This window comes from Vibrio chanodichtyis (genome assembly GCF_028863985.1).
Taxonomy (GTDB): domain Bacteria; phylum Pseudomonadota; class Gammaproteobacteria; order Enterobacterales; family Vibrionaceae; genus Vibrio; species Vibrio chanodichtyis.
In genome coordinates this window covers 47,875-72,998 of sequence record NZ_JARBFT010000006.1, presented here as the reverse complement: position 1 = coordinate 72,998, position 25,124 = coordinate 47,875, and the positions used below count along the sequence as shown (strand labels likewise).

The window sequence follows — 25,124 nt, the reverse complement described above, 5'->3', positions numbered from 1 at the left end:
CCCTCGATAGCAGCAAAATCAGTCATTTTTGCCATACGAAAACGATTCACTGGTGGATTTTACCGATAGTCTAAGCAATTCAGAACAGAAAGTTACGGCTGGATTAACATTTTTTGCATCGATGGCGTGATATGCATCACGACAATAAGCATTAATTTGCTGACAAAATTAACAATATTTATCCCCAATCGGGCTATTTTCGCCTAGCTCAAATCTTGTGGATCAAGATCAATCGACCAGCGCACTTTATTGGCCAACGGTAATTGCTGCACGGCCGGGCGAGCACTGTGCAAAATTTTCTGCATCAGCGCACGATTAGGGGTTTGCAGCAACAGTTGCCAGCGGAACTTACCGGCTCGTTTAGCCAGTGGCGCGGGAGTTGGCCCGAGCAACATACCCCCCTCATCAAACCAAGGGTTGCAGCGCAAAGTTTCTCGAACTTGCCGTAGAAAATCTTCAACTTGTGCCGCTTGATTCGCCTCTGCTCGAAATAAACAGAGATAAGCATAAGGCGGTAATTGCGCCAGCTTACGTTCTTGCAAAGCGGTTAACGCAAAATGGTGATAATCCTTATGCAGCAGCGCTTGCAACAAACTGTGCTCTGGGTGATGAGTCTGCAGCACCACCTCACCCGGTTTGCTGGCGCGCCCCGCCCTTCCGGCAACTTGAATCAATAACTGTGCTAAACGCTCAGCGGCGCGAAAATCACTGCTGTACAGTGAACCATCGACATCAAGCAGTGCCACTAAGGTCACATCAGGAAAATGGTGACCTTTGGCTAGCATCTGGGTACCAATCAAAATTTGATATTCACCAGCACGGATCGCGCTCAATGCCGCTTCTAAGCTGCCTTTACGCCGAGTGCTATCACGATCAATGCGTATCGCGCGATATTCGGGGAATAAGTGCTGTAGTTGCGCTTCCAACTGCTCAGTGCCAACGCCAACCGTAACCAACTGAGTTGAACCACAACCTTGGCATTGATGGATGACTGGCCGCTGCGATCCACAATGGTGGCAGCGCACTTCATCACTGTGTTGATGGTAGGTGTAATACGCATCGCAGCGCTGACATTCGGCGATCCAACCACACTCGTGACACATCAAGGCGGGCGAGAAACCACGCCGATTTAAAAACAGCATCACTTGATTGCCCACGCTCAGATGTTGGCGCATTTGGGCAATTAATGGCGCAGACAAGCCGCTTTCCAAATATAAGCCTTTAACATCCAACACATGATTGCGGGTTGGCAGCGCATTGCCTGCCCGCTGGGTCAGTTGCAGGTGATGATATTTGCCACTCAGTGCATTGTGCAATGTTTCTAAGGCGGGAGTTGCCGAACCCAATACAATCGGGATCTGCTCAAGATGAGCGCGCATCACCGCCACGTCGCGTGCGTGATAGCGCAAACTATCTTGCTGCTTGTAAGAGCCATCATGCTCTTCATCAACAATAATAATGCCCAATTTGGCGAACGGGGTCAGTAATGCCGAGCGAGTACCAATCACGATCCCAGCCACTTTATCGCGCGCCGCCAACCAAGCGTTGAGGCGTTCGCTATCATTCAGCGCCGAGTGCATTACTTCGACCGGCACATTAAAGCGCTGACGAAAACGGTTGATGGTTTGTGGGGTTAAACCGATTTCCGGCACCAACACCAAGGCTTGCTCACCTCGCGCCAGCACTGGCGTGATCAAATTAAGATACACCTCAGTTTTACCAGAGCCGGTCACCCCTTCCAGCAAAAAGCAGCCAAAACCTTGCAAGCTATTGACCGCGGCAATCGCAATCGCCTGCTCTTGATTGAGCTTGGGTTTATCCACTTGAGCTTCCAGCTCTGGTGGCCAAGGGCGTACGATCGGCTGACGCTCCTCACACTCGATCCAGCCTTTTTCAACTAAGGTCTTAAGGGTTGTGCTACTCACATCTTGATCCAGCAAGGCTTGGTGAGATAAAGCGCCATGCTGCAACAGATGCAGCAGTTGCGCTTGCTTAACCGCACTTCGTTTTACGCCTTGCATCAGTTGCTGTTGACCTTGCGCCGTCAAACGCCACTCTTTATGACTGGTCAATTGTGCTGCCTTGCCCTTACGCAGCGCGCCGGGTAACGCATTGGCGTAAGTTTCGCCCAACGGATAATGGTAAAACTGGCTACACCAATCCAGCAAGGTTTGCAGCTTTTGTGGCCACACCGGTGCAACATCCAATACCGCTTGCAGTGATTTGAGCTGCTCGATCGGAAAATCCGACTGATGCGTCAGCGATTGGACAATACCGACTAAGGTTTGCCGCCCAAAAGGCACTTGCACCCGTCCACCCAGTATCGGAAACAGATGGGCTGGGATCAGATAATCAAAAGATTTATCTAACGGAACAGGCAGACAAACTCGGGCAATGGTTGGGCGCATTGGGGTCCAAAACAGCGAAAAATCAAACGGATCACAGTCTACTGGAAGCTTGGCAAAAATTCGACCCAGCCTTTTGGCGAAATAATCAGCGAGAGCGGTTGATCCTAACTGCGAGATTCATTACTATATCGCGCCTTACGGCATCCTAGAGGGTTAACCTCTCTGGATATGCAAACTGGTTATTTTTAACACTACGTGTGGTGTCCGCCGATCATGATGCGGATGGCGACACGGCCTAAATTGAGGTTATCCCATGAAAGCTGGTATCCACCCAGAATACAAAGCAGTAAACGCAACTTGCTCTTGCGGCAATTCTTTCGTTTTCAACTCTACGCTGACCAAAGAATCTATGCACTTAGACGTATGTGACAAGTGCCACCCATTCTACACTGGTAAGCAACGTATCGTTGACACCGGTGGTCGTGTTGAGCGCTTCAACAAGCGTTTCGGCGCACTGTCTGCGAAGAAGTAATCACTGCTTACGCACGATTTTAAAAAGGACGCTACGGCGTCCTTTTTTCATCACTAACTCTCGTTCTACCATCCCCATTGCGACTGATAAGCCACAACAACATCCAACCGATTGGCGATTTTTTCTCCGTGATTCACATTTTGCTCAGTCTTATCAGCAAGATCGTGACTTTTTTTGTACGCTGTGCTTGGTATCCAACCGAGGCAGGTTACAATCTCGTAAGTTATAATCTCTGCCTTACCTATTGTGATCTTTTCCATAAAATAAGAGAACAGCCCTATGTCCGATGACCATCACCTCACTGCAACGCCTGAACAACTGTTTCGCCAACGCGCGCTAAATTACCACGCTTACCCTACAGCAGGTAAAATTGGCATTGCGCTCACCAAACCGGCTGACTCCGCCGACGATCTCGCGCTGGCTTACAGCCCTGGGGTGGCCGAGCCGGTACGTGAAATTGCGCAAAATGTTGAAAATATCTACAAATATACGGCCAAAGGCAACACGGTGGCCGTGATCTCAAACGGTACAGCAATTTTAGGCTTAGGCAATTTAGGGCCGATGGCCTCTAAACCGGTGATGGAAGGCAAAGCGCTGCTATTTAAACGCTTTGCTGGGTTAGATTCGATTGATATCCAAGTCAAACACCGCACTATCGACGAATTTGTCGACACGGTGGCCAACATTGCCGACACTTTCGGTGGCATCAACTTAGAAGATATCAAAGCACCAGATTGCTTTGAGATTGAACGCCGCCTCATTGAGCGCTGTGATGTGCCCGTCTTTCACGATGATCAGCACGGTACTGCGATTGTCACCGCCGCCGGTATGCTCAACGCGTTAGAGCTGCAAGGTAAGCAATTGAAAGAGTGTATCATTGTTTGCTTGGGTGCCGGAGCGGCAGCCGTGGCCTGTATGGAATTGCTGATCAAGTGCGGGGCAATGCGTGAGAAAATCTACATGCTGGATCGCAAAGGGGTGATCCACACTCGACGGGACGATCTCAATCAATATAAAGCGCTGTTTGCCAATAATACCGACAAACGAACCCTGGAAGATGTGATTGCCGGTGCTGATCTCTTCTTAGGCGTATCGGGCCCGAACCTGCTACCGGCTGAAGCGCTAAAATTGATGGCCGACAAACCGGTGGTGTTTGCCTGTTCAAACCCCGATCCGGAAATCAAACCCGAGATCGCGCATCAAGTGCGCAATGATATGATCATGGGCACCGGACGCAGTGACTATCCGAACCAAGTCAACAACGTACTCTGCTTCCCGTTTATTTTCCGTGGCGCATTAGATGTGCGCGCCAGTGAAATTAACGTACAGATGAAATTGGCCGCCGTCGATGCGATTCGTCAACTGGCCAAAGAGCCAGTGCCGGCTGAAGTGCTGGTCGCCGCTGGAGTGGATAAGCTCAGTTTTGGTATTGATTACATTATTCCAAAACCAATGGATCCTCGTTTACTGCCCCGCGTAGCACGGGCAGTCGCGAAATCGGCGGTGGATTCTGGGGTGGCGCGGATTGCTATGCCTAAAGATTATATGTTGGATGAAATCAGCCATCGCTGATCTATCCTGCCACGCAGCAAAGGTAAAGCCCCTCAAGCGAGGGGCTTTTTGATCACGACTATCGTGCGCTTACGCGTATTCAGTGGCCGATCGATCACTCATCATAAGATTCGAACGCGATGCCCATTTCGGTCATCAAGCGCTTCGCTTCACTCGGAATATCATCCGGACGATCTTTACGTAGATCTTCATCGGTCGGCAGCGGCTGGCCAGTGTAGGCGTGCAAGAAAGCTTCACATAACAGTTCACTGTTGGTTGCATGACGTAAGTTATTCACTTGACGGCGTGTTCTCTCATCAGTAAGCACTTTAAGAACTTTGAGCGGAATGGATACCGTGATTTTTTTTACCAACTCGCTTTTTTTCCCATGCTCTGCATAGGGGCTGATGTATTCGCCATCCCAGTCTGCCATTGCGCACCTTCGTTGTTTTGGTTCGAATCGAAATTTCAAAGGCCTCAATTTTAGCGGCATTTACTGCCATAAGCAAAGACATATAGACATCTAGATGTATTGACGTCTCAAATTAAGAACAGTAAAGTAGCGCATAATAAATCGCCGGTCATCAAACCGAAACTCAGCGGGGTGGTACTTTCACCATTCCGCTGCCGCTTTCTGCGTCGAGGCGGTATGATAAGGCTCTCTAGGACAGAATAGTCAGCAAGGAAATGCTATGACCACACGCAAACCAGCCACGATTGCGGTGCGTACCGGAATCGAATCGGATACTCAATATCATGCGGTTGTACCGCCGATCTATCTTTCCACCAATTACGGTTTCCCCGCCTTTGGCGAAGTACCGCAATACGATTACACCCGTTCTGGCAATCCGAACCGTAGTTTACTGGAACAAACCTTATCCGAGCTGGAAGGTGGCTCGGGTGCGGTTGTCACCAACTGTGGTACTTCAGCCATCAATTTATGGGTAAGCGCTTTCCTCGGCCCACAAGATCTGATCATCGCTCCTCACGACTGCTATGGCGGCACTTATCGCTTACTGAATACCCGTGCCAAAAAAGGCGATTTCCAAGTGCAATTTGTCGATCAAGCCGACCAAGCCGCATTCACCCAAGCGTTAGCTCGTCAGCCTAAATTGCTGTTGATTGAAACGCCTTCCAACCCTCTGCTGCGGGTGGTGGATATTGCCCATCTATGCCAACAGGCCGCAGCGCAAGGCACTTTGGTGGCGGTAGACAACACCTTTTTGACCCCCATATTGCAAAAACCACTCGCCTTAGGCGCTGATTTTGTCCTGCACTCCACCACCAAATACATCAATGGTCACTCGGATGTGATTGGCGGAGTGTTGATCTGCAAAAATCCGCAGCACGCCACCGAGTTGGCTTGGTGGGGTAATTGCTTAGGTGCGACAGGCACTCCCTTTGATAGTTACATGACCCTGCGTGGTCTGCGTACTCTAGGCGCGCGGATGCGCCAACATGAAGAGAATGCCCAGCACATTTTAGCCTATCTACACAGCCAACCCTTGGTGGGCAAACTTTACCACCCTAGCCTAACGAGCCACGCTGGCCATTCAATAGCCAAACAGCAGCAGTCTGGATTTGGCGCCATGCTCAGTTTTGAGTTTGCCGGCAGCTTGGCACAATTAAAGTGCTTTGTTGGTCAATTGACACTGTTTTCACTCGCGGAATCACTGGGCGGGGTCGAAAGTTTGATCTGTCACCCAGCCTCAATGACTCACCGGGCAATGGGCGAGGTAGCCCTAGCGGAAGCGGGCATTTCTCAGCAACTGCTGCGCCTCTCAATCGGTCTAGAAGAGAGCAGCGATTTGATCGCCGATCTTGATCAAGCCTTTCAGCAAGCTAATTCCATCACTTAAGGAGACCCGCGTATGACTCACGCCCGTCAGTTGCATAAATTTGGAGGCAGTAGCCTTGCCGACCCAGAGTGTTATCTGCGCGTCGCCAGCATTCTGAAAAGTTACTCAAAAAGTGAAGATTTGGTGGTCGTATCGGCCGCTGGCAAAACCACCAACCGTTTGATCAGTTTTGTGCAGGCACTGAGTAAAGATGGTCGAGTTGCCCACGAAACCCTACAAGGTTTGCGCCACTATCAAGCGGAGTTGATCACCAAGCTGCTTGCCGCGCCGACGGCGGAACGGCTATTAAACCAATTACGCCAAGAGATCAGCGTACTCGGAGAGCTGCGTGCACCACTCACCAGCGCCCAATACGCTTGGGTGCTTGGCCACGGAGAGCTGTGGTCAGCACGTTTATTGGCCGCCTTACTCGATCAGCAAGCGCTGCCAGCGGTAGCGCAAGATGCGCGTGCCTTTTTACGTGCTGAAGCTGGCACCCAACCAGAAGTTGATCGCGCCCGCTCTTACCCTCTGCTCAAAGCGGTATTGGCGCAACATAGCCAGCGGCGAATTGTGATCACTGGTTTTATGGCCCAAAACGACCAGGGGGAAACCGTACTACTCGGCCGCAATGGTTCCGATTACTCGGCCACGGTGATTGGTGCTTTAGCCGAGGTTTCGCGAGTCACCATCTGGAGTGATGTCGCAGGTGTATACAGTGCCGACCCACACATAGTGAGTGACGCCTGCTTACTTCCGCTGCTCAGGCTCGATGAAGCCAATGAGCTAGCGCGTTTGGCTGCACCAGTACTGCATAGCCGTACCTTACAACCTGTCGCACACAGCACCATGGAGTTGCATCTGCGCTGTAGCCATCAAGCCGAATCCGGATCGACCCGCATTGAGCGGGTGCTGGCCTCAGGACGCGGCGCAAAAATCGTCACCTCATTGGATGATGTGTTACTGCTTGAACTCAGTTTTACTCATCAACATGATGTACCACGCCTACAAGAAGAGATGCTGCAACATTTACAACGCATTCAACTGCAACCGCTCACTTATGAGGCGCAGCCCGATCAATACCGCTTACGTTTAGCTTACACCGCCGAAATTGCTCCTGGTGTGGTGGCTGCACTGCAAGCGGCTAATTACCCAGCCGAACTGACCCTCAAAGCCGGCTACCATTTAGTCGCGGCAGTAGGGGCTGGCGTAACCAAAAACCCCAACCATTGTTACGGTTTCTACCAACAACTGAGCGCATTACCGGTTGAGTTTATCAGCGCATCGGAATCCAACCTCAGCTTAGTCGCCGTGCTGCGCCAAACCCCACTGAATCCGTTGGTCAATGGCCTGCATAATCAACTATTCCAAGCACAAAAACGGGTCGCGATTGCGCTGTGCGGTAAAGGCAATATCGGCTCAAGCTGGCTTAAACTGTTTGCCGAACAGAAACAGAAACTGGAACAGCGCCACGGCATGAGTTTTGAACTGGTCGCTGTGGTCGATAGCCAAACCTACTGGTTTAACCAACAAGGCATCGATCCCAGCCAAGTCGCCAACCGCTTTCAAGACGAAGCGCAGCCAAATCTGGCCGCAAACTGGCTCAGCCAACTGGGTAAATTAACAGGTTACGATGAAGCAGTGGTCATTGATGTCACTGCCAGCGCAGAATTGGCCCAGCACTATTTAGCCATCGCGGAGCAAGGCTGGCACCTGATTTCCGCCAATAAAATGGCCGGCTCTGCTCCCGGTAATTACTACTATCAAGTGAAAGATGCGTTTCACAAAATCGGTCGCCACTGGCTGTATAACGCTACAGTAGGTGCCGGTTTACCGATTAACCACACTGTGCGCGATTTGCGGGAAAGTGGCGATGAAATCATGGCGCTGTCGGGGATTTTCTCCGGCACCCTCTCTTGGCTGTTTCAACAATACGATGGCAGTTTACCGTTTAGCGAATTGGTCGATTTGGCTTGGCAACAAGGCTTAACCGAACCGGATCCGCGCCGCGATCTGGATGGCTCGGATGTGATGCGCAAACTGGTAATTCTCGCCCGTGAATCTGGCTTAGAAATTGAGCCGCACAGTGTCAAAGTTGAATCCTTAGTGCCAGAGGAGCTGCGCTCAGTGTCGCTGGATGAGTTTTTCGATCACGGCCAATTACTCAATCAACAGCTCGCAGAGCGCCTCGCCCGCGCCCAGAAACAGGGCCGAGTGCTGCGTTATGTCGCCAGATTGGAAAAAAATGGCAAAGCCAGCGTTAGCGTCGAAGCGCTTGAGCAAGATCACCCGTTAGCCAACTTGCTACCGTGCGACAATATTTTCGCGATTGAAAGTAAATGGTATCGCGATAATCCACTGGTGATCCGCGGCCCTGGCGCTGGGCGGGAAGTCACCGCAGGTGCGATTCAATCCGATCTCAATCTACTCGCCAGCTTGCTGTAGCCACATCTAAAGCTCGTCGCTTTGGCGAGCTTTAACTTTTAGCACTAGGTTTGGCCACTCGCTGCTGATGATGAAGCGCCGCTCGCATTCCACATCGCCCAACCAAACCTCGACCACTTAACCACCAACTTGAATCCCATTCAGCTACAACATGAATAATATTCATACTGGTAGCGTTGACATCCAGCCTCATTCACGACAAGCTACAGCCATATGGACGTCTAAACGTAAATTTGAATTCAGGCAGTGACAGGTTCGTCACAGGGAGTACAAGATGGGATACACACACGCCAGCCATATCGATGCCTTAAACCGGAACGTTGCCGAACTGTCCGATATCAATGTCTCATTTGAGTTTTTCCCCCCGAGTTCAGCACAAATGGAACAAACACTGTGGGATTCAGTACAGCGCCTAAAAACTCTCCAGCCCAAATTTGTCTCGGTCACTTATGGCGCGAATTCCGGCGAGCGGGATCGTACCCATTCGATCATCAAAGCCATCAAAGATCAAACCGGTTTAATTGCTGCTCCTCATCTCACCTGCATTGACGCGACACGCGATGAACTGATCCAAATTGCGGATGATTATTGGCATAACGGTATTCAAAATATTGTTGCTCTGCGCGGTGATATTCCAGCCAATGGTGGCCAGCCGGATATGTACGCCGCCGATCTGGTAGCGCTGCTCAAATCGCGCCACGATTTCGATATTTCAGTGGCCGCTTTTCCTGAAGTGCATCCTGAAGCAAAAAGTGCGCAGGCGGATCTACTCAATTTAAAACGCAAAGTAGATGCAGGAGCCAACCGCGCCATCACCCAATTTTTCTTTGATGTGGAAAGCTACTTGCGTTTTCGGGATCGCAGCGTTGCAGCGGGTATTGAGGTCGAAATTATCCCCGGTATTCTACCAGTATCTAATTTTAAGCAAGCAGCACGCTTTGCGGCACAAAACCACGTCAAAGTACCCAACTGGATGGTAAAACAATTTGCCGGATTGGAAGAGGATCCAGTCACTCGTCAGTTGGTTGGTGTGAGTCAAGCGATTGATATGATACGCGTACTATCGCGTGAAGGGGTGAAAGATTTCCATTTCTACACTTTAAACCGCGCCGAAATGACTTACGCGCTCTGCCACACTTTAGGGGTCAGACCGCCAGCGTCAAGCTGTGCCCAGTAATTAAAGTGGTAATCAGTAATTAAAGCTATACCCAGTCACTAAGCCGATGCTCCGTGACAAGATCGCATACGCCGACCCAGTGGTCGGCGTATGCGATTTTATGCGATAACGGCAGAGTTACTCTACGTCTTCCATTTTGCCAAGCAGGCTACGGATGCGCTCTTGCCACGCCGTATGCTCTTGCTCAACTTGCTGAGCACGCTGCTCTAACTCATCACGAATATCACGCAGTTGCTGAGCTTCCGTTTGGAGTTGTTGCTTGGCATCTTTCAGCTCTTCAACTTCCATTTGCAGTAGCGCGATAGTGTCGACTGCAGTTTGAATTTTTGCTTCGAGTTTTTCTAATACTTCAAAAGACATGGTGTTTTACCTTTGTTGATCCGGTTAAGGTGAAGTCAACTTCACTGATTGAGATCATTCTACTCAGCCCTGTGCTTAGAAACACCTCCTAAGTGGGATCTTTTTACTATTTGGTTAAAAAAAACGCGCAATTTGACCTTGGCTTAACTTAATCGCGTACTCACGCTCGGCTAGCTGCACGGACTTGAGCCTATGATGACTTTTTTCGTCGGTTTTTGATCAAAGGCAAAGGCTGACCACCGCAAAAAGCAAACGATTACTTTAGACTATGATAGAATCCGGCGCAGATTTTCTCTCTTGAGTTTGGAGCAAGCATGAAACGCGATTTGGCAATGGCTTTTTCCCGCGTCACCGAAGGTGCCGCACTAGCAGGCTATAAATGGTTAGGACGTGGTGATAAGAACGCGGCCGATGGTGCAGCGGTAGAAGTGATGCGTATTTTGCTCAATCAAACCGAGATCAGCGGTGAAATCGTGATTGGTGAAGGCGAAATTGATGAAGCGCCGATGCTTTATATTGGTGAGCAAGTGGGAATTGGCGGTGATGCGGTGGATATCGCCGTCGATCCGATTGAAGGTACCCGCATGACCGCGATGGGGCAATCCAATGCACTGGCTGTCTTAGCTGCTGGCGAAAAAGGTAGCTTCCTCAAAGCGCCTGATATGTATATGGAAAAATTGGTGGTTGGCCCGGGCGCGAAAGGCTGCATTGATCTTAATTTGCCCCTGCAAGATAACCTGCACCAAGTTGCTCACGCGCTGAATAAACCGCTGAACGAATTGGTGGTGATTACCTTAGCCAAACCGCGCCATGATAACGTGATCGCCGAAATGCAGCAGATGGGCGTACGTGTATTTGCCGTGCCAGATGGCGATGTCGCGGCGTCGATCCTTACCTGTATGCCAGACAGTGAAGTAGACATGATGTACTGCATTGGTGGCGCTCCGGAAGGGGTGGTGTCAGCGGCGGTGATCCGCGCACTAGATGGCGACATGCAAGGCCGCTTACTGCCACGTCACCAAGTTAAAGGTGATACAGAAGATAACCGGATTTGGGGGGCGCAAGAGCTTGAACGCTGCCAACAAATGGGCGTACAAGCAGGTAAAGTGCTAAAAATGGAAGATATGGCACGCAGCGATAACGTCATTTTCGCTGCAACTGGGATCACCAAAGGCGATCTGCTGGATGGCATCAGCCGCCAAGGCAACATTGCCACCACCGAAACCCTGTTGATCCGTGGTCGCTGCCGCACCATTCGTCGCATTCGCTCAACCCATTATCTGGATCGTAAAGACCCACAAGTGCGCGACATCATTTTATAACGCCAAACAGGTGTAATAAACGCACATAAAAAAAGACCGCTCAGCGGTCTTTTTTATCTATCCATGGAGTTTGTTACTCAGCCAGTGCAGCTTAGAACAACTCTTCAGCGACTTTGAATAGATCGCTGCGTACTGGACGCTTCATGTTTTCAATCGCATCGATGATATCGTGATGTACCAGTTGCTCTTTTTGGATACCAACACAGCGGCCGCCGTGGCCTTCCATCAATAGATGCACTGCATAGTTACCCATGCGCGATGCCAATACACGGTCAAATGCAGTTGGTTTACCACCACGTTGGATATGACCCAGTACGGTAGCACGGGTTTCACGACCGGTCGCCGCTTCAATTTCTTTTGCCAGCTTGCCCGCATCCATCATCAGCTCAGTCAGGGCGATGATCGCATGCTTTTTACCTTTAGCGATACCATCTTGGATATTGCTGATCAGCTGTTCCATGTTCAAGCCGGTCTCTGGAGTGATGATGTATTCACAGCCACCCGCGATTGCTGAAGTCAGTGTCAGATCACCACAGTGACGACCCATGATTTCAACAATAGAAATACGCTGATGTGAAGAAGAAGTATCACGCAGACGGTCAATCGCTTCAATTACAGTATCGAGCGCAGTCAGATAACCGATGGTGTAATCAGTACCTGCGATGTCGTTATCGATCGTACCTGGCAGACCAATACATGGGAAACCCATTTCAGTCAGTTTCTTCGCACCCATGTAAGAGCCGTCACCACCGATCACCACTAACGCTTCAATGCCGTGTTTTTTCAGGTTTTCTATCGCTTTTTCACGCACTTCAACTTCACGAAATTGTGGGAAACGCGCCGAACCCAAGAAAGTACCACCACGGTTGATCACATCAGACACACTTGAGCGGTCTAATGGCTTAATACGATCTTCGTACAAACCCAGATAACCGTCGTAAATGCCATACACTTCTAGACCTGCGCCCAATGCGGTACGGACTACGCCACGAATAGCTGCGTTCATGCCAGGGGCATCGCCACCACTGGTCAACACACCGATTTTTTTAATCATGCTCACCCTCGAACTTTGCAAATCGAATATCAATTTCTACTCTGTTTGGCTGCTGGCAACCAAACCGAAAAATCCAAAAAAACTGTCGGTAATGTTACCTTTCCCGATTAGGATTACTACTGTTATTTGCACTAAATTGTGTAAGTAATCTACGAATGTAAGAGTATTACAGTTTTGTGCGCTCACGTGTTGATTCATGTCAGGATTGACGTTGGTTGCCAATCTGAGCAAAAGATAGTCAAACCTAAACCGTTTGTCGTGCTATTGGGCCATTTTTTGCCGAAGTTCCGCTTCAATCACCACCGAATGCGGATCTTGGTGAATCAATACATCGGCTCCACTAAATTCGGCACGCAATTTATCCTCAACCTGATCGGAAATATGATGAGCTTCGAGTAACGAAATATTGTCATCCAATTCCAAATGCAGTTGAATAAATCGGATCGGGCCAGACATCCGGGTTCGCAACTGATGCATACCAATCACCCCCGCCACGCTTAAACAGATCGCGTTGATCTGCTTCAGTTCTTGATCCGGTAATTTACTATCCAGCAGTGTTTGTACTGCATCATGTACCATTTTAAACGCACTGCCTAAAATATACAGACCGATGCCAATCGCAAAAATCGCATCCGCTCGGCCAAAGCCCCACCAACTCAAACCGAGCGCCACCATAATCGCCGCATTCATTAATAAATCAGATTGATAGTGCAATGAATCCGCAGCAATCGCTTGGCTACCGGTTTTTTTCACCACATAACGCTGAAATAGCACTAAAGCTAAGGTGACCAGCATTGCAATGGCACTGACATAGATCCCTAACTCAGGGGCATTTAATTCATGAGGACGGAAAAAGCGCTCAACGCCGTTGAGGATCAAAAAACAGGCAGAGCCGGAAATAAACATCGCTTGCGCCAACGCGGCTAGCGATTCGGCTTTACCATGCCCAAACGCATGTTCATGATCGGCCGGTTGCAAGGCAAAACGCAATGCGATGAGATTAACCACCGAAGCGGCGATATCGAGCAGTGAATCGATCAACGAGGCCAATAAGCTAACCGAACCGGTGATCCACCATGCGCCAACTTTGACCACTAATAACAAGGTTGCGATCGTCGTTGCCATCCATGCCGCCATCGTGACCAAGCGGGCATAATCCTTGTTCATCACCAGTTTCCCTTCAGGTTCATTTTAATACTCAGATGGGCGATTATATAACCGAGCAATCAAACACCACAAGGCAGCCCTGAGGCTACCTTATAGTTAAAAACCAAGGATTAAAAGCCAGTGATCACATCACAATCCTCGGGCGATTAGTAAGCCTTGCGTTTATGATTACCCTGTTGCAGACACTGCTGCATCTGATCTTGCTGCAATGTCTGCCATTTGGCTTTCTGCTCTGCGGTCAACACATTCATCATTTGTTGGCGATGCTGCAGCATGTTAACTCGCTGAACCACTTGTTGCTCGACCATCTGTTGCGCTAGGTTTTGAGCGGCGGCTTGATCAAAATCAGCCGCTAGTACTAAAGCGCGTTCCTGATCATGCAGAGCTTTCATTGCAGCACGCTTATCATCACGAGTATTACGCATCTCATCACGATGGGTATCACGCAACTTTTGCAGTTGAGCTTGCTGCTCACTCGTCAGATCAAGCTGTTTCCACAGCCGCGCTTCACCACGTCCACAAGGGCCATCACCTTTATGATTGGCGGGCCCACCGTAAGCGAATACCGCGCTAGTTCCAAACACGAGCGGGAATACCGCCGCAGCTAACAGGATTTTTTTGGCAAGTTTCATTGTTGATTCCTCTACATCATATTTAAGATTAGCAGGCTGCTCGGCAGCGCATGAACATAGCATAAAACCTGCAAGGTCAAGTGACGTATAGCCAGCGTAAAGAATCGTAAATCGCAGACCGCGCACTGACGAGGCCTGTTATTTCAAGATAAACTGTCGCCAATCAACCGAATACACCGCACCAGTGATCCACGAGGCAAACATGGCACATATCCTTCTGATCGATGATGATAGCGAACTGACCAGTCTATTAACCGAAGTGTTGCAGTACGAAGGCTTTAGTGTCTCGGAAGCCAATGACGGCGAAGCCGGATTAGCGGCAGTCAGCCATGCGACCGATCTGATCCTGCTTGATGTGATGATGCCTAAACTGAATGGTATGGAGACCCTCAAACGACTACGAGAAAACTGGGCGACTCCAGTATTAATGCTGACCGCCAAAGGCGAAGAGATTGATCGGGTGATCGGCCTAGAACTCGGAGCGGATGATTATTTGCCAAAACCGTTTAGCGATCGCGAATTACTGGCGCGTATCCGGGCGATTTTACGCCGTACTCACCATACCCTAGCCCCTAAAGCTAGTGATGTAATCGAATGTCAAGACATTCAAGTCTATCCCGGTAAACAGGAGGCGTATTGTCAGGGACAACTGCTCGATTTGACCACTACCGAGTTTGCTTTGCTGACTCATTTTGTCCAAGCACCGGGAGCCACGCTGACCAAAGAGATGCTCAGCATTGAAGTGTTAGGTAAACGCCTAGCGGCATTTGATCGGGCGATTGATATGCATGTTTCCAATTTACGCAAAAAATTACCAGAGCGCCCAGATGGTAAAGCGCGGATCAAAACGCTGCGTGGACGAGGCTATTTGATGGTACTGGAGGAATGATGCGTCGACCATTACCACTGCCCAAGCTCAACAATTTGTATGGGCGGATCTTCGCCATTTTTTGGTTCACTATGTTGCTGGTGCTATTTGCGGTATTGACGTTGCCGCATCTTGATCCGCGTAAACCTCGCGATCTGTCGCCGGTGGTTTTACAACGCTTAATCGAAAGTAAAACCCGCTTTGAGTTGGAGTACCACAACAGTAGCGATCTCAGTAAGATTCTGTTTCAGCTCGAAGGGCGAGGCAGCTTGCAACGTGAGCACGATGGCCGGCCGCGTTTCTTCGTTACCGATTTAGAGGGCAATGTCCTCACCACCGCCAAACATGCCGATTTTCGGCTTAAAGCACTGCAAAATTTCTCGTACAGCATTGAATCGATCAACAAACCTCAGCAGCAACTGTACGGCCGCTATATGTTGGCCGGTCCAGTACCCATCCGGCTCGCCAAGCAAGATCTACTGCTTTACGCGGGAATGCGCTCAGATGAACCGCCACCATTCTTACTGCGCCTATTTGATAAACCGATCCAACTGCTGTTAGTGGTGATGTTAGTCAGCACACCGCTGCTCCTATGGCTCGCTTGGGCGCTGAGTAAACCGGCACAAAATTTGGCTCAAGCGGCACAACGGGTCGCACGTGGCGAATTTGTACATGATCCGAAACTCGAACGTGGTACCGCTGAATTTCAGCAGGCAGGACGCAGCTTTAACCAAATGGTTGATGCGGTCAATCAGATGGTGTCTGGCCAGCAGCGGCTATTGTCTGATATTTCCCATGAATTGCGCTCGCCACTCACCCGGCTGCGAATGGCCAATGCCCTCGCGATGCGTAAACTTGGCACCAGCAATGAGTTAGAGCGGATTGATACCGAGGCGCAACGTTTAGAGCAGATGATTGGCGACTTGCTCGCTTTGTCGCGCATGCAAACCAACGGTCATTTACTACGTGAAGTGCAGCCGCTGAGCAGTTTGTGGGAAGAGCTACTCAAAGATGCGCAATTTGAAGCGGAACAAATGCACAAAAACCTCACCTTTGATGCGATCCCGCAACGCACGATTAATGGCACGCCTAAGCTACTGATGAGTGCACTGGAAAATGTAGTACGCAATGCGATTCACTATGGCCAGCAACAAATCCACGTCGCATTTCACATCCAAGATAACCAACTGACGGTTTGCGTCGAGGATGATGGCGCAGGCGTTCCCGAACAAGAGTTGGTGGATATTTTCCGCCCCTTTTATCGAGTATCGACCGCGCGCGATCGACACAGCGGTGGCACTGGGCTAGGGCTCGCCATCACCGAAAGTGCCATTCGCCAACACAGCGGTACGATCTGCGCCACCCGCAGCCAGTTGGGAGGCTTACAAGTGTGCTTTAGTTTGCCACTCGCGATATAAGTCATGTAGCAGCTAGTAATACAACAGATAGCAATACAGCCGAGAGTAATCCGGCACATCGGCGGGGTTTACGTATATACTCGCCGCTTCTTTACATTCACGGGTCATTGTTATGTTTGATATTGCTCTGTATGAGCCAGAAATCGCGCCCAATACTGGGAACATCATTCGCTTATGTGCCAATTGTGGCGCTAACTTGCACCTTATCGAACCGCTTGGATTTGATTTAGAAGAGAAAAAAGTGCGCCGCGCCGGCCTTGATTATCATGATTTAGCTCGCGTCACGCGCCATCAAAATTACTCGGCCTTTATTGAATATTTACAGCGTGAACGTGCCAATTATCGGCTATTTGCTTGCACTACCAAGACCACTCAACCTCATGTGGATGCCACATTCCAACACGGCGATGTGCTGTTATTTGGACCTGAAACCCGCGGCCTACCGGCTGAAATCATCGCCAGTTTACCGGCTGAACAACGGATCCGTATTCCGATGATGCCGGAAGCGCGCAGCCTCAATCTTTCCAATGCAGTGGCGATTATTGCCTTTGAGGCGTGGCGACAAATGGGCTTTACTGGCGCAATCTAATCCGCCAATTGCCACAATGCCTTACTTCAAACGTGGTGGTGGTTGATCATCTTTGCGTTCAAATTCACCATCATAGGTTGTGCCGTGAGTCTGATCGGCAAATGGGTTAGTCTGCTGAAAACCGGGCTGACCGGTGTGCATCTGACCGATCACCATACGGCTCATCACTGACTGCGCCAACCAAGCGCGTGGCGCGGGCAGCAAAATCAGCAGGCCGATCATATCGGTGAAAAAGCCCGGCACCAGCAGTAACATACCAGCCAGTGCCAACATCATCCCTTCTAAAATCTGCTGCGCGGGCAGTTGCCCTTGCGCCAAACGCTGCTGCACGGTCAATAAAGTTTGCAAGCCTTGGCTGCGCACCAGTGATGCCCCCACCACGGCGCTCAACAACACTAAGCCGATAGTTGGCCATAGACCAAACCAATCACCGACTTGGATAAATAGCGCAATCTCAAGCACCGGAATCGCAATAAAGAATAACAGTAAGATCGGGAACACAATGCCTCCTTGGTTTGCTGCCAGTGTATGCCTTACCACCCTCACCACCAACGGAGAGGCTGTAAAAAAGTGTGTGCTTTACTATGCCAAAACGCAATATTGTCACCTACAATGTTTAGTACAAGCTTTGTATCACTTTGGCTGGATAAAAGCCAAAATAGTGATCTAGTTACTATTTTTTATATGTGGTTACAGTATTATGTGCCACATAAGTCAGGACGGATTTCCAGGCAAAAACTCTGACGAATGGATTCTTAAGTTACAGAAATAGCTATTAATTTTGCTTTTTCACTAGATAAATTATCTAAGGATCCTCTATGTCTACCCAATCTGAAGCGCTCAACAGCGCAACATCAGCCACCCGTATTGAAGAAGATCTGCTTGGTCAACGTCATGTTCCAGCGGAAGCTTATTACGGTATTCATACCCTGCGCGCGGTAGAAAACTTCAACATTTCTAATGTCACCATTTCAGATGTTCCTGAGTTTGTGCGCGGCATGGTAATGACCAAAAAAGCGGCCACTCTTGCTAACAAAGAGCTGGGCGTGATCCCAAAAGATGTCGCTAACTACATTCTGCAAGCGTGTGATGTGATCCTCGAAACCGGTAAATGCATGGATCAATTCCCATCAGACGTCTTCCAAGGTGGTGCGGGCACATCGGTCAACATGAACACCAATGAAGTGATCGCCAACGTGGCATTGGAATTAATGGGCAAGCAAAAGGGTCAATACGAATTTATTAACCCAAATGACCATGTTAACAAGAGCCAATCAACCAACTGTGCTTATCCAACCGGTTTCCGGATCGCGGTTTACAACAGCATCCTGAAAGTGATTGATGCGGTTGAATACCTGAAAAGCGCGTTTGATTTGAAAGCGATTGAGAACAAAAACATCCTGAAAATGGGTCGTACTCAGCTACAAGACGCCGTGCCGATGACCGTTGGCCAAGAGTTCCACGCATGGTCAGTCACGCTAAATGAAGAGATCCGCGCGCTACAATACACTTCTAAGCTACTGCTGGAAGTGAACTTGGGCGCAACCGCCATCGGTACGGGTCTCAACGCAGCACCTGGCTACCAAGAGCTCGCGGTAAAATATTTGGCGCAAGTGACAGGTCTTGAAACTGTACCGGCGGAAGATTTGATTGAAGCGACCTCAGACTGCGGCGCTTACGTAATGACCCACGGTGCACTGAAACGTTTAGCCATGAAACTGTCGAAGATCTGTAACGATCTGCGTCTGCTTTCTTCAGGCCCACGTGCTGGCCTCAATGAAATCAACTTGCCAGAAATGCAAGCAGGCTCTTCAATCATGCCCGCTAAAGTTAACCCAGTGATCCCAGAAGTGGTCAACCAAGTTTGCTTCAAAGTCTTTGGCAACGACATCACCATCACTTTTGCTGCAGAAGCGGGTCAACTACAGTTGAACGTCATGGAGCCAGTGATTGCGCAAGCGATGTTTGAATCTATCTCTCTACTGACCAACGCGTGTATCAATCTACGTGATAAGTGTGTCGATGGCATCACCATCAACCAAGAGATTTGTGAAAACTTCGTGTTTAACTCAATCGGCATCGTGACTTATCTCAACCCATACATTGGCCACCATGAAGGTGACATTGTGGGTAAAATCTGTGCCGAAACCGGTAAGAGCGTACGAGAAGTAGTTCTGGAGCGCGGTTTGCTTACCGCAGAACAATTGGATGATATTTTCTCTGTTGAGAACCTGATGCATCCTCAGTACAAAGCAAAACGTTACGAATAATCGCCGTGTTAAGCCCCCTTATTTGGGGGCTTTTTCACATGTCACTCAACCAATTCCAACGGCTAGGGTTGCAAGTCAGCGGCAAATGGGTGAGACCTATCGTATACGCTAACACCGCAGCAACTTCAGCAGATGGATAACATGATGAAAAGATTATTTGAACGCTCGTAGTGTGAGTGTTGAGCTAATTTTTTCATCTTTACATGAGGTAATCATTATGATTTGGGTCGAACTACTCGTTGTTCTTCTCTTCATTTTCCTGGGCGCACGGATTGGCGGTATCGGCATTGGTTTTGCCGGTGGTGCCGGTGTGATCGCCTTGTCATTAATCCTAGGTGTTCCAACTAAACAAGCCTTTATTCCTGTCGACGTGATCCTGATCATCATGTCAGTGATCACTGCGATCGCAGCCATGCAAGTAGCCGGTGGTATGGATTGGCTGGTTCAACTGGCAGAAAACTTCCTGCGCAAACATCCGGAAAGAATCACCTTTTACGCCCCGATTGTTACTTTTCTGATGACACTGATGGCGGGTACTGGACATACAGCATTTTCTACTTTGCCGGTGATTGCTGAAGTTGCTAAAGGTCAAGGTGTGCGTCCTTCACGCCCATTGTCGATTGCGGTCGTGGCTTCACAAATTGCCATTACTGCTTCACCGATCTCAGCCGCAGTGGTTGCGTTTGCGGCGATGTTAGTTCCATTTGGTGTCGATTATTTAACCCTGCTGGCAATCTGTATTCCAACTACTTTTGCCGCCTGTATGGTGGGTGCATTTGTGTCTAACTTTATGGGTAGCGAGCTGAAAGATGATCCGATTTACCAAGAGCGTCTGGAACAAGGGCTGATCAAACTAGCAGGTACCCAAAAACGCGAAATTCTACCAACTGCGAAAACGGCAACTTACGTCTTCATCACAGCCATCATCCTGGTGGTGTGTTATGCCGCGGCGATTTCAAGCTCAGTCGGTCTGATCGAAAACCCAGCACTGGGTCGAAACGAAGCGATCATGACCTTTATGCTCGCTGCCGCAGCGGGAATTGTGCTGCTAACCAAGATTGATGCCGCACAAATCCCAGCCGCTGCTACTTTCCGTTCGGGCATGACCGCGTGTGTCTGCGTACTCGGTGTGGCTTGGTTAGGTTCAACCTTTGTTAACGCACACGTTGATGGCATCAAGGAAGTGGCAGGCACTCTGCTGGCTGACTATCCATGGATGCTGGCAATGGTGCTGTTCTTTGCTTCAATGCTGTTGTACTCACAAGGTGCAACCACAGTGGCATTGATGCCAGCCGCTCTAGCGATCGGTGTCGCACCACTGACTGCAGTCGCTTCTTTTGCGGCGGTGAGTGCGCTGTTCGTACTGCCGACTTACCCAACCTTATTGGCAGCAGTAGAAATGGATGACACAGGCTCAACCCGCATTGGTAAATATGTGTTTAACCACCCATTCTTCATCCCTGGTGTGGTCACCATTGCCAGCGCCGTGGCGTTTGGCTTTGCCTTTGGCAGCCTATTTATCTAACCTCTACTGATAGGTTAAGTGCAAAATCATGGGAGCTACGGCTCCCTTTTTGGTGGCCGTGAAACTTATTGACACAACCTACGGTCTGATTAGGTTACTATCCGTTGCCAATGATGACTCACGATTTTGCCCATGCGCACACTGTTACTCTATTTTTCGCTGCTATTTGCCCTACTCACTCAGCCGGCTTGGGCACTGTTTAACAATAATGCCGCCAACAATACAGCCGGTTTTACGGCGAGCCCGAACCGTTTTGTCGCGGTCGATGAAGCCTTTCCGTTAAATACTTTCCAGCAAGGTTCGACCCTCTTTATTGATTGGCAGATCAAAGCGGGCTACTACCTTTATCAAGATCGGATCACTATTCATGGTGAAAACATTCAGCTTGGTGAGTACTCACTGACTGAGGGTGAGCCTTACCATGATGAATTTTTTGGTGATGTGCAGATCTACTCCACTCCTCTGTCTGTGCCACTTCGATTAGCGGATTTCCAAAGCGGTGGCAAAGTGATCATCCAGTACCAAGGCTGTGCTAAAGCAGGGTTCTGTTATCCACCAGAAACACGAGTGATCGAAATTGCGCCATTTAGCGCAGAGCCGAGCCACACTGCAGCGCTTAACGCTCCGTTGACAAGCCAACCAGTGTCACCCTCCAACGCGACTTCCTCCACCTCGATACAAGGTTCACTTGCCGATCAGCTCGCGCAAAATTGGTGGACACCACTACTGTTTTTAGCGTTCGGCATCGGCCTAGCCTTTACCCCTTGCGTGCTACCGATGTACCCGATTTTGACCAGCATTGTACTTGGCGGCACGCAACTCACTCAACGCCGCGCATTGTTATTGAGTGTGGTTTACGTGCAAGGGATGGCTCTCACTTACACCTTACTTGGGTTAGTGGTGGCTTCGGCGGGGCTGCAATTCCAAGCCGCACTGCAGCATCCTTATGTGCTGATCGGGCTCAGCTTACTGTTTGTCGCATTAGCGGCATCAATGTTTGGTTGGTACCACTTACAACTGCCCAGCGCGCTACAAACACGGCTCAATGCGCTGAGTAATGCTCAGCAAGGCGGCCGTCTGCTCGGCGTGTTCAGCATGGGGGCAATTTCTGGTTTAGTCTGCTCGCCCTGTACCACCGCGCCACTCTCTGGAGCTCTGTTATATGTGGCACAAAGTGGTGATTGGTTGACAGGAGCGGTAACCCTTTACGCTCTCGCGATTGGCATGGGTATTCCACTGATTTTGGTTGCGGTATTTGGCCAGCAACTGCTGCCTAAAGCGGGCGATTGGATGGTGCGCGTGAAAACCTTATTCGGTTTCGTGCTACTCGCGGCACCGCTCTTGCTGCTGGAGCGGATTTTACCGGAGTGGTGGGCTAGCCTACTCTGGTCTGCGCTTGGCGTTGCCGCATTTGGCTGGTTATATCATGTTAAAAACAGCCTAGCATTGGGCAGTTGGAAGCAGAGCCTAATCGGGATCGTGGCAATTTTAGGGCTAGTGCTGGCGGCGCAGCCGGTGTTACATCGCTGGTGGATGCCAGCCCAACCGACTCAAGCGGTGAACACCATTCAGTTTCAGCGGATTGCCAATCTACACCAGCTAGAAACCGCTTTAGCCAGTGCTAAAGCACAGGGTAAGCCAGTGATGCTCGATTTCTATGCCGATTGGTGCGTCGCCTGCAAAGAGTTTGAAAAATACACGTTCCACGCCGCCTCCGTTTCACATCAACTGGATGATTTTGTCTTACTGCAAGCGGATGTGACCCAAAATCAGCCGGCCGATATTGAACTGCTGAGCGCATTAAACGTGCTCGGATTGCCAACCATCGAGTTTTGGAATCAACAGGGAGAACCGATGCCAAACGCGCGCATTACCGGCTTTTTGGCAGCAGAGCCTTTTATCAACCATCTCACTCAGCACGGGTTAATCTCGCCAGTTAACCGATAACCGAGGCCTGCGACTGAGCGAAGCGATGATTCGCTCAGTCGTTGCACATATTTTGCTATTGCTCTGCGTTTTCAATCAACTGCTGCTCGGCCGGTAAACGTAGACCAACCTTGGTCACCTTCCAATCAATCACATCCGCGACCACCCATTGCAGACCATGCCACTCGAAGTGATCGCCCAATACTGGCGTTTCGCCTAAATGCTCCAGCACCAGATCGCTCAGTTGCGCCTCGGCGGTTAATTCACCTAAATCTAAGCCATACAGCAGTGCCACATCTTGCAACTTTGCTTCAATATCCAGGAAAAAGTCACCAAAAAAGCGCGCCAGCGAAGCTTTTTCCGGCGCCTCACTGAACAACTGGCTCAACGCTTCCAAATCACGCTCTTGCGCCATCACACACAGCGTATCGCCTTCACGCAACTCGGTACTACCAGAGGGGTGCAGCAGCTGATTATCGCGAAACACCGCGGCAATCCGCGTCCCTTGCGGCATAAACAGATTACGCAGTGGCTCACCAATACACCATTTATCCGCTTTCAATTGGTAGATAAACAGCTCCCATTCGCTGGTCGGATAAATTTCTACCCCGGTGCGTGAAATCGGCTCCGGCTTAGGAGGCAGCTCGACTTTGGCTAACGCCATCGCTTTGGTCAGCGTGCCACCTTGTACAACTAAAGAGACCATCACCACGAAGAAAGCGAGGTTAAAATAGAGCTGAGCATTAGGCAGCCCGGCCATCATCGGAAATACCGCTAAGATGATCGGCACCGCGCCACGTAACCCGACCCAAGACACAAACCATTTTTCACGCGCGGTAAAACTTTTAAACGGTGCCAAACCAATCCATACCGCAATCGGGCGCGCCAACACGATCATCCCAACCGCTAACGCTAAACCAGGCAGTGCAATCTCCAGCAGTTCCGATGGTGTAACCAGTAGCCCCAGCACCAAAAACATGCCAATTTGCGCCAGCCAAGTCATGCCATCAAGCACGTTGAGGATGGAGTTGCGACTACGGGTTGGCCGATTCCCTAGCAGCAACCCCGCAAGATAGATCGAGAGGATACCACTGCCGCCCAGCGCATTAGACAGGGCAAAGATCATCAAGCCACCACTCACCGCCAGAATCGAGTACAAACCTTCTGGCAACTGATTACGGTTGATCAGCCACCACAAAATCCAACCACCAGCCAAACCAAGTAGCGCGCCTACCCCAAATTGCTGTAGGAAATTAAGCAATAAAAAACCAGCACTTAAATTGGCTTCGCGGCTGCCAAGCACCACGATTAGAGTCACGGTCAAAAATACCGCCATCGGATCGTTGGTTCCGGACTCAATTTCCAAGGTTGCACCAACCCGCTGATTGAGGCAGCGGCCTTTAAGCAGTGAAAATACCGCGGCCGCATCGGTCGAGCCGACAATCGCGCCGACTAACACACCTTGCAATAAGCTCAGATCAAATAACCACATCGCAAGCAACCCAGTCAGCAAGGTGGTGATCGCCACACCTAAGGTTGCCAGTGAGACCGAAGGCCAAAACGCGACCCGAAAACTAGCCACCCGGGTACGCATGCCACCATCAAGTAAGATGATTGCCAAAGCGAGGTTACTGACCAGATAAGCGACCGGATAATTATCAAAACCGATTTGGCCGATGCCATCTTCGCCGGCCAGCATACCCACCGCCAAAAACACCAATAAAATCGGGATCCCCAATTTTGATGACACAGGGCTGAGTAGTACGCTGATACCGATTAGTAAGGCACCTATCATGAAAAAACTGTTAATCGTAACCGCGTCCACTCTTCCTCCTAGTCAACTATTAACCCATTACTGGGTTGTACTTATTATATTGCTCAACTCATGCAGCCCTGACCAAAATTAGCCGGCCGCAGGGCTGATTTCATCCAGTATCTTGTGCCCCCATTGTGCACTAATTGATGACAGGCTAAGAAAAGTTTATGCAAACAAATCACTTTCGCGCGAGCTTTTTATCCATAAGGTGAATAAACGGGTGCCGCTGAGATTCAACCAGCATAAAAAAACCCGAGAGATTGAATTCTCCCGGGTTTAATCTTTT

General features: G+C 49.9%; 20 protein-coding genes. 12 read left to right on the top strand and 8 right to left on the bottom strand.

The features are described from left to right. Positions 1-203 precede the first annotated feature (203 nt). Entirely contained in the window at positions 204-2,408 is a 2,205-nt protein-coding gene (gene priA, locus PUN32_RS08020) for a primosomal protein N' (protein ID WP_274722576.1), read from the bottom strand. 253 nt (positions 2,409-2,661) lie between these two features. Between priA and rpmE the strand changes: the two genes are divergently transcribed. Further along, a complete protein-coding gene (gene rpmE / locus PUN32_RS08015) occupies positions 2,662-2,880 on the top strand; it encodes a 50S ribosomal protein L31 (RefSeq protein WP_166014149.1) in 219 nt (72 codons plus the stop codon). Positions 2,881-3,159: 279 nt separating this feature from the next. Then, positions 3,160-4,452, top strand: a complete 1,293-nt coding sequence (locus PUN32_RS08010; RefSeq protein ID WP_274722575.1) for a malic enzyme-like NAD(P)-binding protein — start codon at positions 3,160-3,162, stop codon at positions 4,450-4,452. Between the two features lie 94 nt (positions 4,453-4,546). Here the strand turns inward: PUN32_RS08010 and metJ are convergent, their stop codons facing one another. Beyond that, positions 4,547-4,864 carry a met regulon transcriptional regulator MetJ gene (metJ, locus tag PUN32_RS08005; protein WP_166014147.1) on the bottom strand — a complete coding sequence of 106 codons (318 nt, stop codon included), beginning with the start codon at positions 4,862-4,864 and terminating at the stop codon, positions 4,547-4,549. A 259-nt stretch (positions 4,865-5,123) separates the two neighbouring features. On the opposite strand from metJ, the gene PUN32_RS08000 reads away from it, so the two are divergent. The 3 genes from PUN32_RS08000 to metF all read left to right on the top strand — a co-directional run bounded on the left by PUN32_RS08000 (position 5,124) and on the right by metF (position 9,891). Beyond that, positions 5,124-6,290 carry an O-succinylhomoserine (thiol)-lyase gene (locus PUN32_RS08000; RefSeq protein WP_274722574.1) on the top strand — a complete coding sequence of 389 codons (1,167 nt, stop codon included), beginning with the start codon at positions 5,124-5,126 and terminating at the stop codon, positions 6,288-6,290. 12 nt (positions 6,291-6,302) lie between these two features. Then, the gene (locus PUN32_RS07995) at positions 6,303-8,714 is read left to right on the top strand and encodes a bifunctional aspartate kinase/homoserine dehydrogenase II (protein WP_274722573.1); all 2,412 of its coding nucleotides are present in this window, start codon (positions 6,303-6,305) and stop codon (positions 8,712-8,714) included. A gap of 274 nt (positions 8,715-8,988) precedes the next feature. Next, positions 8,989-9,891, top strand: a complete 903-nt coding sequence (gene metF, locus PUN32_RS07990; protein WP_274722572.1) for a methylenetetrahydrofolate reductase — start codon at positions 8,989-8,991, stop codon at positions 9,889-9,891. 117 nt (positions 9,892-10,008) lie between these two features. Here metF and zapB read toward each other — a convergent pair whose 3' ends face one another. Next, entirely contained in the window at positions 10,009-10,251 is a 243-nt protein-coding gene (zapB, locus tag PUN32_RS07985; protein ID WP_166014143.1) for a cell division protein ZapB, read from the bottom strand. Positions 10,252-10,565: 314 nt separating this feature from the next. On the opposite strand from zapB, the gene glpX reads away from it, so the two are divergent. After that, positions 10,566-11,573, top strand: a complete 1,008-nt coding sequence (gene glpX / locus PUN32_RS07980) for a class II fructose-bisphosphatase (RefSeq protein ID WP_274722571.1) — start codon at positions 10,566-10,568, stop codon at positions 11,571-11,573. A gap of 91 nt (positions 11,574-11,664) precedes the next feature. Here the strand turns inward: glpX and pfkA are convergent, their stop codons facing one another. From pfkA to PUN32_RS07965, 3 genes are all read right to left on the bottom strand, one after another. After that, positions 11,665-12,627 carry a 6-phosphofructokinase gene (pfkA, locus tag PUN32_RS07975; protein WP_166014141.1) on the bottom strand — a complete coding sequence of 321 codons (963 nt, stop codon included), beginning with the start codon at positions 12,625-12,627 and terminating at the stop codon, positions 11,665-11,667. Positions 12,628-12,888: 261 nt separating this feature from the next. Further along, a complete protein-coding gene (gene fieF, locus PUN32_RS07970; RefSeq protein ID WP_274722570.1) occupies positions 12,889-13,794 on the bottom strand; it encodes a CDF family cation-efflux transporter FieF in 906 nt (301 codons plus the stop codon). 146 nt (positions 13,795-13,940) lie between these two features. Beyond that, complete coding sequence (locus PUN32_RS07965; RefSeq protein ID WP_274722569.1) at positions 13,941-14,426, bottom strand: CpxP family protein; 486 nt, start codon at positions 14,424-14,426, stop codon at positions 13,941-13,943. Positions 14,427-14,628: 202 nt separating this feature from the next. On the opposite strand from PUN32_RS07965, the gene PUN32_RS07960 reads away from it, so the two are divergent. The 3 genes from PUN32_RS07960 to trmL all read left to right on the top strand — a co-directional run bounded on the left by PUN32_RS07960 (position 14,629) and on the right by trmL (position 17,301). Further along, positions 14,629-15,315 (top strand): response regulator, encoded by a 687-nt coding sequence (locus tag PUN32_RS07960; RefSeq protein ID WP_274722568.1) that lies wholly within the window; start codon positions 14,629-14,631, stop codon positions 15,313-15,315. Next, positions 15,315-16,712 (top strand): envelope stress sensor histidine kinase CpxA, encoded by a 1,398-nt coding sequence (gene cpxA / locus PUN32_RS07955; RefSeq protein WP_274722567.1) that lies wholly within the window; start codon positions 15,315-15,317, stop codon positions 16,710-16,712. The genes PUN32_RS07960 and cpxA overlap by 1 nt, the downstream gene beginning before the upstream one ends. Before the next feature lie 112 nt (positions 16,713-16,824). Next, entirely contained in the window at positions 16,825-17,301 is a 477-nt protein-coding gene (gene trmL / locus PUN32_RS07950) for a tRNA (uridine(34)/cytosine(34)/5-carboxymethylaminomethyluridine(34)-2'-O)-methyltransferase TrmL (protein ID WP_274722566.1), read from the top strand. A 21-nt stretch (positions 17,302-17,322) separates the two neighbouring features. Here trmL and PUN32_RS07945 read toward each other — a convergent pair whose 3' ends face one another. Next, the gene (locus tag PUN32_RS07945; RefSeq protein ID WP_274722565.1) at positions 17,323-17,802 is read right to left on the bottom strand and encodes an FxsA family protein; all 480 of its coding nucleotides are present in this window, start codon (positions 17,800-17,802) and stop codon (positions 17,323-17,325) included. A gap of 317 nt (positions 17,803-18,119) precedes the next feature. Here PUN32_RS07945 and aspA point away from each other — a divergent pair, with 317 nt between their 5' ends. The 3 genes from aspA to PUN32_RS07930 all read left to right on the top strand — a co-directional run bounded on the left by aspA (position 18,120) and on the right by PUN32_RS07930 (position 23,043). Continuing rightward, entirely contained in the window at positions 18,120-19,571 is a 1,452-nt protein-coding gene (gene aspA, locus PUN32_RS07940; protein ID WP_274722564.1) for an aspartate ammonia-lyase, read from the top strand. 217 nt (positions 19,572-19,788) lie between these two features. Next, entirely contained in the window at positions 19,789-21,096 is a 1,308-nt protein-coding gene (locus PUN32_RS07935; protein WP_274722563.1) for an anaerobic C4-dicarboxylate transporter, read from the top strand. Between the two features lie 132 nt (positions 21,097-21,228). Further along, a complete protein-coding gene (locus PUN32_RS07930; RefSeq protein WP_274722562.1) occupies positions 21,229-23,043 on the top strand; it encodes a protein-disulfide reductase DsbD in 1,815 nt (604 codons plus the stop codon). A gap of 55 nt (positions 23,044-23,098) precedes the next feature. Here PUN32_RS07930 and PUN32_RS07925 read toward each other — a convergent pair whose 3' ends face one another. Further along, positions 23,099-24,847: a potassium/proton antiporter gene (locus tag PUN32_RS07925; RefSeq protein ID WP_274722561.1), complete on the bottom strand. Its 1,749-nt coding sequence runs from the start codon at positions 24,845-24,847 to the stop codon at positions 23,099-23,101. Positions 24,848-25,124 lie beyond the last annotated feature (277 nt).